Raw genomic sequence first — 11,398 nt, forward strand, 5'->3', positions numbered from 1 at the left:
ACCTGCTGGCCGGCATCTACGCCGACGTCCTGGGCCTCGAGCGCGTCAGCACCGACGACTCCTTCTTCGAACTCGGCGGCGACAGCATCCTGGCGCTGCAGGTGGTCTCGCGAGCACGCGCCGCCGGCCTGACGTGCCGGCCCCGGGACGTCTTCGTCGAGCAGACCGTCGCCCGCCTGGCCCTGGTGGCCGGGGTGGCCGACGGCGAGCCCGCGGTCGTCGACGAGGGCCTCGGGCCGGTGCGGGCCACCCCGATCATCCGCTGGCTGGAAACGGCGAGCGGCCCGATCGATGAGTTCAACCAGACAATGGTGCTGCAGGCTCCCGCCGGAGCGCAGGAGGCCGACGTGGCCGCCGTGCTGCAGGCCGTGCTCGACCGGCACGCCATGCTGCGGGCGCGGGTCGACGACGGCGACGGGTGGTCGTTGTGGGTGCCCGAGCCCGGATCCGTCGACGCGGCCGGGTGCCTGCGGGCGGTGGATGCGCTGTCCGACGCGGCGTTGGTCGAGGCGCGATCGCGGCTTACCCCCGCCACCGGGGCGATGCTCAGCGCGCTGTGGGTCCGTCCCACCGGCCAGCTGGTCTTGATCGTCCACCATCTCGCCATCGACGGCGTGTCGTGGCGAATCCTGTTGGAGGACTGGAACATCGCCTGGGTCCAGCAGCGGGGCGGACACCCGGCCCCCTTGCCCGCGGGCGGGACGTCGTTCGCCCGATGGGCGAGGCTGCTCGACGAACACGCGCGGCGGCCCGAGGTCGTCGAACAGGCGGCCGCCTGGAAGCGGATCGCGGCCACCCCGCGCGCCCTGCCGGCACCCCGTCCCGACGCCGACACCTACGCCACCGCCGGGAAGTTGTCGGCTGCTTTGGATGTCGAGGCGACGCGCACGCTGCTCGGCGAGGCGCCCGCGGCGTTTCACGCCGGCGTGCAAGACATTCTGCTGATCGCATTCGGGTTGGCGTGGGCGGAGTTCCTGGGGGATGGCGCCGGCCCGGTCGGCATCGATGTCGAGGGCCACGGCCGCCACGAGGAGCTCGCACCCGATGTCGACTTGTCCCGCACGGTCGGCTGGTTCACCACCAAATACCCTGTGTCGCTGGCGATCAGCGGGCCGTCCTGGGACCAGGTGCTGGCCGGGGAGCCGGCGCTGGGCGCCGCGATCAAGGACGTGAAGGAACAACTTCGCGCGGTGCCGCACCCACTGACGTACGGCGCGCTGCGTTACCTGAACGGCGATGTCGCGCTGGACGGCGCCGACCCGTCGATCGGGTTCAACTATCTTGGGCGCCTCGTCGCGGGGGCCGAACTGTCCGATGAACTGTGGCGGCTGGACCCGCAAAGCCTGACCCTGACGGAGGCCGCCGCGGCGGTCCCAATGTCGTTGGCGCACACCGTCGAACTCGACGCCGGCACCGTCGACACCGACGAGGGGCCGCAGCTGCACGCCAACTGGACCTGGGCGTCGTCGGTCCTCGACGAGGCACAGGTCGGCCGGCTGAGCCAGCTGTGGTTCGACGCCCTGCGCGGCATCTGCGCGCACGTGCGGGCCGGTGGCGGCGGGCTCACGCCGTCGGACATCGCGCCCGCCCGCCTCAGCCAGCGGCAGATCGACGAGCTGCACCAGCGCTACGACGTCGCCGACATCCTCCCGCTGTCCCCGCTGCAGCAGGGCCTGCTGTTCCACTCCAGCACCGGCGGCGACGAAATGTACGCGGTGCAACTGGATTTCACGCTCGAAGGGCCCCTCGACGCCGAGCGCCTGCACGACGCGGTGCGCACGGTGATCAACCGGCATCCACATTTGGCGGCCAGGTTCTACGAGCGGTTCGACGAGCCGGTGCAGATCATCCCAGCCGATCCCGTGGTGCCGTGGCGCTACGTCGCCCTCGAGACCGAGCAGCAGATCGAGCGGCTGTGCGCCGACGAGCGCGCGGCGGTCCGCGACCTGGCCGACCAGCCGCCGTTGCGGGTCGCGGTGGTGCGCACCGCGGCGGAACGGCACCGGCTGGTGCTCACCAACCACCACATCGTGCTCGACGGCTGGTCGCTGCCGATCCTGCTGCGCGAAATCTTCACCACCTACTACGGCGAGCGGCTGCCCGCGGCCGCGCCCTACCGCAGCTTCGTCACCTGGCTGGCCGATCGGGACCTCGACGCCGCCCGCGCGGCCTGGGCCGCCGTGCTCGCCGACTTCGACACGCCCACATTGGTCGGCCCCACGGACCGACTGGGGCAAGGGGAGCGCGGCGCCGCGGTGTTCCGCGTGCCGGAGGAAACCACCAGCGCCCTTGCCGATTTGGCGCGCTCCTGCCACACCACCGTCAGCACCGTCCTGCAGGGCGCCTGGGCGCTGCTGCTGACCTCGCTGACCGGACAGCGCGACGTCGTCTTCGGCACCCCGCGGTCCCGCGTTGGCCAGCTCGAAGTGGCGGAATCCATGGTGGGGTTGCTGATCAACACCGTGCCGGTGCGGGCCAACATCACCGCGACAACCACCGCCGCGGACCTGCTGCGCCAGCTGCAGGACGCCAACAACGACACGCTCGAGCATCAACACCTGGCGCTCAGCGACATTCATCGCCTCACCGGCCACGAGCAGCTCTTCGACACCCTGTTCGTCTACGAGAACTACCCGATCGGCGACGGCATGCAGCTGGGACCCGACGGCCTGTCGATCGCCGACTTCACCAACCGCGAGTACAACCACTACCCCCTGACCATGGAGGCCCTGCCGGGCCGCGAACTCGGCCTGCACGTCGAGTTCGACACCGGCGTGTTCGACGCCGCGAGCATCGAGGCGCTCGTCGAACGGTTCCGGCGGGTGCTGGCGGCGATGACCGCGGATCCCGCCCGGCGCCTATCGGCCATCGAACTGCTCGACCGCGACGAGCGAGACCTGGTGCTGGCCCGGCTGTCCGGCGCCGGTGTCACCGCACCGGTCGCGGTGGCGCCGGACCTGTTGGCGGCGGCGGTGGCGAGCAACCCGGACGCGGTGGCGGTGGTCGACGGCGAACGGCAGCTGTCGTACCGCGAGATCGACGAGTGGTCGACGCGACTGGCGCGGGCGCTGATCGACGCGGGTGTGGGCCCGCAGCGCGCGGTGGGCGTGGCCATCGATCGTTGTGTGGAACTGGTGGTCGCGTGGTGGGCGGTGGCAAAGGCGGGCGGCGTTTACGCGCCGGTGGACTCCGACCACCCCGTCGAACGCGTCGCCACCGTGCTGGACGCCGCCGGGGCGGTCTGCGTATTGACCTGTGGCACGGACGAACTGGCGGGCGCCGGGGGCCGGCCGGTGCTGCGCATCGATGCGCTGGACGTGTCCGCCCGCAGCGCCCAGCCGATCACCGACGCCGAACGGTCGGCGGCCCTGACGGTACGGGACACCGCCTATGTGATCTTCACGTCGGGCTCGACCGGTGCCCCGAAAGGCGTGGTGGTCAGCCACGCCGGCCTGCTGGGATGGGCTACGGCGCAACGTGATTCGTGCGGCCTGAGCGCGGACACGCGGGTGCTGATGGTGGCCTCGCCGACCTTCGACGCGTCGATCGGTGAGATGTTGTTGGCGGCGAGGTCGGGGGCTGCGCTGGTGGTGGCGCCGCCGCAGGTGTACGCCGGGGAGCCGTTGACCGCGTTGCTGCAGAGCCAGCGCGTCAACGCGGCTTTCCTGACCCCGACGGTGCTCTCGTCGCTGGATCGAGCCCGGCTGGACGGGTTCGACAGGCTGATGGTCGGCGGCGAGGCCTGCCCGGCGGAGTTGGTGGCGGCCTGGGCACCGGGTCGGCGCTTGTTCAACGTCTACGGTCCCACCGAAGCCTCCATCTGGATCACCTCCAGCGCCCCGCTGTCGGCCGACGGCCCGGTGCGCATCGGCCGTCCGATCCCGGGCGTGTGCGCCACGGTGCTCGACGCCTGGCTGAAACCCGCTCCGATCGGGGTGGTGGGCGAGCTGTATGTGAGCGGCCCCGCGCTGGCGCACGGCTACCTGGGGCGGGTCGACCTGACCGCGGAGCGGTTCGTCGCGAATCCCTATGGGGCCGTGGGGGAACGGATGTACCGCACCGGCGACCTGGTGCGCTGGACCCGCGACGGGGACCTGGACTTCGTCGGCCGCGCCGACGCCCAGATCAAGCTGCGGGGCCAGCGCATCGAACTGGGCGAGATTGAAAACACCCTGCTGGCCTGCCCGCACGTCACCCAGGCCGCCGTGACCGTCCGCGACGGCGCCACCGGTTCTCATCTGGTCGCCTACGTCACGCTCGATCACAACACCAGCGCCGACCATGACGCGGACAACGTCGAAGAGTGGCAGAACCTCTACGACGACCTGTACGGCGCGGAACTCGAATCCCGCTTCGGCATGGACTTCCGCGGCTGGAACAGCAGCTACACCGGCGACCCGATCCCGCTCGATGAGATGGTCGAGTGGCGTGCCGCGACCGTGGATCGCATCATGGCCCTGCAGCCGCGGCGCGTGCTGGAGATCGGCGCGGGTTCGGGATTGTTGCTGTCGCAGATCGCCCCGCGGACCGAACAGTATGTCGCCACGGATTTCTCGCCGGTGGCCATCGACAACCTGGCGCGCTCGCTGGAGCAATTACAACCTCAGTGGCGTGACCGGGTCGAACTGCTGACCCAGCCGGCCCATGTCACGGATCACCTGCCGCGGGGACACTTCGACACCATCGTCGTCAACTCGGTCGTCCAATATTTCCCCAACGCGGGCTATCTCGCCGAGGTGATCGACAACGCGATGACCCTGCTGGCGCCGGGCGGGACGTTGTTCATCGGCGACGTGCGTAACCACGCCCTGCAGGGCGCTTTCCAGACCGCGATCGTGCTGACGCGGGCCGGCGAGGCCGCCAGCGACACCGACGCCGCCGAAATCCGCCAGCGTGTTCGCCACGCCATGCTCGGCGAGACCGAATTGCTTTTGTCGCCGGAGTTTTTCACCACCTGGGCCCTCACCTGCCCGGCCGCCGGCGGGCTCGACATCCAAGTCAAACGCGGATTCGCCGACAACGAACTGAACCGGTTCCGCTACGACGTGGTCATCCACAAGGCGCCCGCCGAGGTCCGCTCGGTGGCGACCGCACCCACCTGGCCGTGGGCGCGGTGCGCCGGCCCGGACGGGCTGCGCGACGAGTTGGCGTCGCGGCGTCCCGCCGTCGTCCGCATCACCGACATCCCCCAGGCGGGAGTGGCCACCGACGTCGGCGTCGAAACCGCGCTCGCCGCGGGCCAACCGGTGGCTGAGGCGCTCAGCCAGGCCGCCCCCGACGCGGCCGTCGCCGAGGAACTGCACCGGATCGGCGAGGCCATCGGTTATCGGGTCGCGGTGACCTGGGGCGCTCAGCGCGGCACGCTCAGCGCGGTTTTCGTCGACGACGGTGACCAGCCGGGCGCGCCCTTGACCGACCTCTATCTGCCGCCGTCCGGCACCCGGCACCGCACCCGCCACGCCAACGACCCCCGCACCAACACCAAGATCGGCGAGGTGCGCGATCGGCTGAACGCGTGGTTGCCCGAGTACATGGTGCCGACACACATTGTGGCGCTCGAGGAATTCCCGCTGACCTCCTCGGGCAAGCTCGACCGCAAGGCCCTGCCCGAACCGGACTACCAGGACGTGGATCGCTACCGCGCCCCGGCCACCGCGGTGCAGGAGATCCTGGTCGGCATCTACGGTCAGGTTCTCGGGCTGGAACGCGTCGGCGTCGACGACTCGTTCTTCGACCTGGGCGGGGATTCGCTGTCGGCGATGCGATTGATCGCCGCGGTCAACAGCAGCCTGAATGCGAACCTCGGGGTGCGGGCCGTTTTCAACGCGCCCACCGTCGCCGAGCTGGAGTTGCTCATCGGCGACGAAGCAAACCGGCCGCAGCCGCTGGTGGCGGGGGAGCGCCCCGAGGTTATTCCGCTGTCCTTCGCCCAGAGCCGGCTGTGGTTCATCGACCAATTCCAGGGCCCCTCACCGATGTACAACGTCACGGTCGCGCTGCGCCTGCGCGGGCGCCTGGACGCCGAAGCCCTCGGTGCGGCGCTCGCCGACGTGGTCGCCCGCCACGAAAGCCTGCGCACGGTGTTCGCTGCGACCGACGGAATCCCCCGGCAGGTGGTGATTCCCGCCGAGCGAATCGGTTTCGCCTGCGACCTCGTCGATGCCCGCGGCTGGGCGGACGACCGGTTGCGCGAACGCATTGCGGAGGCGGCTCGGTACACCTTCGACCTGGCGAACGAAAGCCCTTTGCACACCGCGCTTTTCACCGTCAGCGACAACGAACACATCCTGGCCGTCGCGGTGCACCACATTGCCGCCGACGGTTGGTCGATCACCCCGTTCGCGCGCGACCTCGGGGTGGCATACGCCAGCCGGTGCGCGGGGGAGGCGCCCGACTGGGCCCCACTGCCGGTGCAGTACGCCGACTACACGCTGTGGCAGCGCGCGCATCTCGGCGACGTGGAGGACGGCGGCAGCCGCATCTCGGCCCAGTTGAACTTCTGGGCGGACGCGCTCGCCGGCCTGCCGGAACGCCTACAGCTGCCCACCGACCGGCCCTACCCGCCGGTCGCCGACCACCGCGGCGCCCGCCTGGCCGTGGACTGGCCGGCGGAGTTGCAGCAACACCTCCGCCGGGTCGCCCGCGAGCACAACGCGACCAGCTTCATGGTGATCCAGGCCGCGTTCGCGGCGCTGCTCGCGCGGGTGGGATCCAGTGACGATGTGGCAGTGGGCTTCCCGATCGCCGGGCGCTCCGAGCCCGCGCTCGATGACCTGATCGGATTCTTCGTCAACACGTTGGTGCTGCGGGTCAACCTGAAAGAGCTCGGCGGGGACCCGACGTTCGCGGAGCTGCTCGCGCAGGTGCGCCGCCGCAGCCTGGCCGCCTTCGAGCACCAGGACGTCCCCTTCGAACTGCTGGTGGAGCGGCTCAACCCCACCCGGAGCCTGACGCATCATCCGCTGATCCAGGTGCTGCTGGGCTGGGAGAACTTCCCCGGGGAGGCGACCGCTCCCGCGGGCGGGCTGGCCCTGGGCGACCTGCAGGTCACCCCAATGCCGTTGCACACCAACACCGCTCGCATGGATCTGACGTTCTCGCTGGCCGAACGCTGGACCGAGACCGGTCAGCGCGCCGGCATCGCCGTGACGGCCGAGTATCGCACCGACATCTTCGACGGCAAGACCGTCGAGGGACTGATCGAGCGGCTGCAGCGGCTGTTGACGGCGGTCACCGCCGAGCCGCAGCGCAGATTGTCGTCGGTGGACCTGCTCGATGCCGGCGAGCACGCGCGCCTGCAGGAGTGGGGCAACGCCGGCGTGCTGACCCGGCCGGCCACTCCGGTGTCGGTCCCGTCGCTGTTCGCCGCGCAGGCGGCCCGCACGCCCGACGCGGTGGCGCTGGTCTGCGGGGACCGGTCCATGACCTACCGCGAGTTGGACGAGGCGGCAAACCGGTTGGCGCGACTGCTCATTCACCTCGGCGCGCGGCCGGGCGAACGGGTGGCGCTGCTGTTTTCGCGGTCGGCCGAGGCGATCGTGGCGATCCTGGCCGCGCTCAAGTCCGGGGCGGCCTACCTGCCGATCGACCCGGCCCTACCCGCGGCCCGGATGGAGTTCATGCTCACCGACGCGGCGCCGATCGTGGCGGTCACCACCGCCGCGCTGGCCGACCGGCTAAACGGGTTCGACCTGACGGTCGTCGACGTGCACGACCCCGCCGTCGACGACCAGCCCGGCACGGCGCCACCCGCGCCGGCACCCGACGACCTGGCGCACATCATCTACACGTCCGGCACCACCGGCGTGCCCAAAGGCGTTGCGGTGACGCAACACAACGTCGCCCAGCTGTTCGACGCCCTGCGGATCGGCATCGAGCTGGGGCCGCAACAGGTGTGGACCCAATTCCACTCGTACGCCTTCGACTTCTCGGTGTGGGAGATCTGGGGCGCGCTGCTGCATGGCGGACGCCTGGTGGTGGTGCCCGAGCCGGTCTCGCGTTCGCCGGAGGAATTCCACGCCCTGCTGATGCGCGAGGGCGTGACGGTGCTGACCCAAACCCCTTCCGCGGTGGGCATGTTGTCCACCGACGGTTTGGACGGGACCGCGCTGGTGATCGGGGCGGAGCCCTGCCCGCCCGAGTTGGTGGATCGCTGGGCGCCCGGGCGAACCATGGTCAACGTCTACGGTCCGACCGAAACCACGATGTGGGCGTGCAAGAGTGCGCCGCTGCGGGCGGGAGAGGGCTTCCCCCCGATCGGCTCGCCCGTCACGCGCGCGGCATTCTTCGTGCTCGACGAATGGCTGCGGCTCGTGCCGGCCGGCGTGGTCGGCGAGCTGTACCTGGCGGGTGACGGGGTGGGCGTCGGCTACTGGCGCCGATCCGCGTTGACCGCGTCCCGCTTCATGGCGTGCCCGTTCGGTGCGCCCGGAACCCGCATGTATCGCACCGGCGACCTGGTGTGCTGGGGTCCCGACGCGCAGCTGCGCTACCTGGGCCGCGCCGACGAGCAGGTCAAGATCCGCGGCTACCGCATCGAACTCGGCGAGATCCAAGCGGCGCTAAGCGGTTTGGCGGGCGTCGAGCAGGCAGTGGTCGTCGCCCGCGAGGACAGCCCCGCTGCCTTGCGCCTGGTGGGTTACGTCACGGGAACGGTCGACGTCGCCACGGCCCGGGCCGCACTGGCCGAGCGACTCCCCGCGTACATGGTCCCGGCGGCCGTCGTCGCGCTGCCCGCGCTGCCCATGACCGTCAACGGCAAGCTCGACACCCGCGCCCTGCCGGCGCCGGACTACCGAGACGTCGACAATTACCGCGCCCCGACCACCGCGGTCGAGGAGATCCTCGCCGGCATCTACGCCGACGTGCTCGGCGTCGACCGCGTCGGCGTCGACGACTCGTTCTTCGACCTCGGCGGCGATTCGCTGTCCACGATGCGCCTTGTCGCGGCGATCAACAGTTCCTTGGACACCGAACTGCCGGTGCGCGTCGTGTTCGAGGCGCCGACGGTCGCGCAGTTGGCGCCCCGCATCGACCAGGGCGCCGGCCGCCTCCAGCCACTGGTGGCCGCCGAGCGGCCGGCGGTGATCCCGCTGTCGTTCGCCCAGAGCCGGTTGTGGTTCATCCAGCAGTTACAGGGGCCCTCGCCCATCTACAACATGGCGGCCGGGCTGCGGCTGACCGGAAGCCTCGATGCCGACGCGCTGCGCGCGGCCCTGGCCGACGTGGTGCGCCGCCACGAGAGCCTGCGCACCGTATTCCCCGCGCACGAGGGAACGCCCCGGCAGGTCGTCATCCCCGCCGACGACGTCGATTTCGGTTGGGACGTCGTCGATGCCACCGCGTTCTCGGCCGGCGAGCTGGACGAGGCCGTCGGGGCGACCACGCACTACGCCTTCGACCTCGCCACCGAAGTACCACTGCGCGCAAGGCTTTTCGCCCTCGGCGAGCGGGAACACCTGCTGGTGATCGTCGTGCACCACATCGCCGCGGACGGCTTGTCGCTCACACCGCTGGCCGCGGACTTGAGCGTGGCGTACACCAGCCGTTCCGCGGGACGGGACCCCGGGTGGACCGACCTGCCGGTGCAGTATGTCGACTACACGCTATGGCAGCGCGCACAATTCGGCGAACTGGACGACACCGCCAGCCCCATCGCCGCCCAGTTGGCGTACTGGCAGGACACCCTGGCCGGCATGCCCGAGCGCTTGCAACTGCCCACCGACCGGCCCTACCCACCCATCGCCGATCAGCGCGGCGCCAGCGTCGCGGTGGCCTGGCCGGCCCACTTGCAGCAGCAGGTCCGCCGGGTGGCCCGCGAACACAACGCCACCACCTTCATGGTGGTGCAGGCCGCCCTGGCGGTGCTGTTGTCGAAAATCAGTGCCAGCGCGGATGTTTCGGTGGGCTTCCCGATCGCCGGCCGGCGTGACCGCGCGCTCGACCCACTCGTCGGCTTCTTCGTCAACACGCTGGTCCTGCGCATCGGCCTGGCCGGCAACCCCAGCTTCACCGAACTGCTGGGACGGGTTCAGACGCGCAGCCTGGAGGCCTTCGAACACCAGGACGTGCCGTTCGAGCTCTTGGTGGAACGGATCAACCCGACCCGAAGCCTCACCCATCACCCGCTCGTGCAGGTGATGTTGGCCTGGCAGAACTTCGCCGGGCACGACGATCCCGCCGCCGGTTTGGCCCTCGGCGACCTCGAGGTGAGCTCCGTGCCGCTCGACAGCGATTCCGCCCGAATGGATTTGGTGTTCTCACTCGCCGAGCGCTGGGACGAGAACGGCGAGCCGGCCGGCATCGGCGGCCGGGTGGAGTTCCGCACCGACGTGTTCGACGCGCACACCATCGAGGCGCTCGTCGACCGCCTGCAGCGCGTGCTGACGACCGTGACCGCCGACTCCGGCCGCGTGCTGTCGTCGGTGGATGTGCTCGACGGCGCTGAGCGCGCTCGGTTGGATCTGGTTGGCAATCGGGCGGTTTTGAGTGAGCCGGAGCCGAAATCGGTGTCGGTGCCCGGGTTGTTCGCCGCGCAGGTGGCCCGCGCGCCGGAGGCGGTGGCGCTGGTCTGCGGGGACGTGTCGATGACCTACCGCGAGCTGGATGCAGCGTCGAACCGGTTGGCGCGCCTGTTGATGGCCCGCGGTGCGGGCCCGGGACAGACGGTGGCGCTGCTGTTTTCGCGGTCCGCCGAAGCGATCGCGGCGATCCTGGCGGTGCTCAAGACCGGGGCGGCCTACCTGCCGATCGACCCTTCTTCCCCGGATACCCGGATCGAGTTCATGCTCGGTGACGCGGCCCCGGTGGTCGCGGTCAGCACCGCCGATCTGGCCGCGCGATTGCACGGCCACGGTGTGCCCGTCGTCGACGTCGACGATCGGCGCCTCGACACCTTGCCCGGCACCGCGTTGGCGGAGCCGGACGCCGAGGGGTTGGCGTATGTGATCTACACCTCGGGCACCACTGGTGCGCCCAAAGGTGTTGGGGTGACGCATCGCAACGTGACGGCGTTGATCGGATCGCTGGATGCCGGGTTGCCGGCGCCGGGGGTGTGGTCGCATGCGCACTCGCTGGCTTTCGACGTATCGGTGTGGGAGATCTTCGCCCCGCTGTTGCGGGGTGGGCGGCTGGTTGTGGTGCCCGAGTCGGTGGCGGGTTCGCCGCCGGACTTCCATGCGGTGCTGGTCGCCCAGGGGGTCGATGTGCTGACCCAGACCCCGTCGGCGCTGGCGATGCTGGACCCGGCCGGCCTGGACGGGGTGGCGCTGGTGTTGGCCGGGGAGGCCTGCCCACCGGAGGTGGTGGACCGCTGGGCGCCGGGTCGGGTGGTGGTCAATGCCTATGGGCCGACCGAGACCACGATGTGCGTGGCGATCAGCGCCCCGTTGACGGCGGG

The 11,398-nt window shown here is 70.6% G+C and carries 1 protein-coding gene; it reads left to right on the forward strand.

From position 1 onward, the window contains the following. Positions 1–11,398 (forward strand): non-ribosomal peptide synthetase (locus WU80_RS22310; RefSeq protein ID WP_156349714.1); only part of this gene is annotated, 11,398 nt, incomplete at both ends.

The sequence above is a fragment of the Mycobacterium sp. UM_11 genome, assembly GCF_001414075.1.
Classification (GTDB): Bacteria; Actinomycetota; Actinomycetes; order Mycobacteriales; family Mycobacteriaceae; genus Mycobacterium.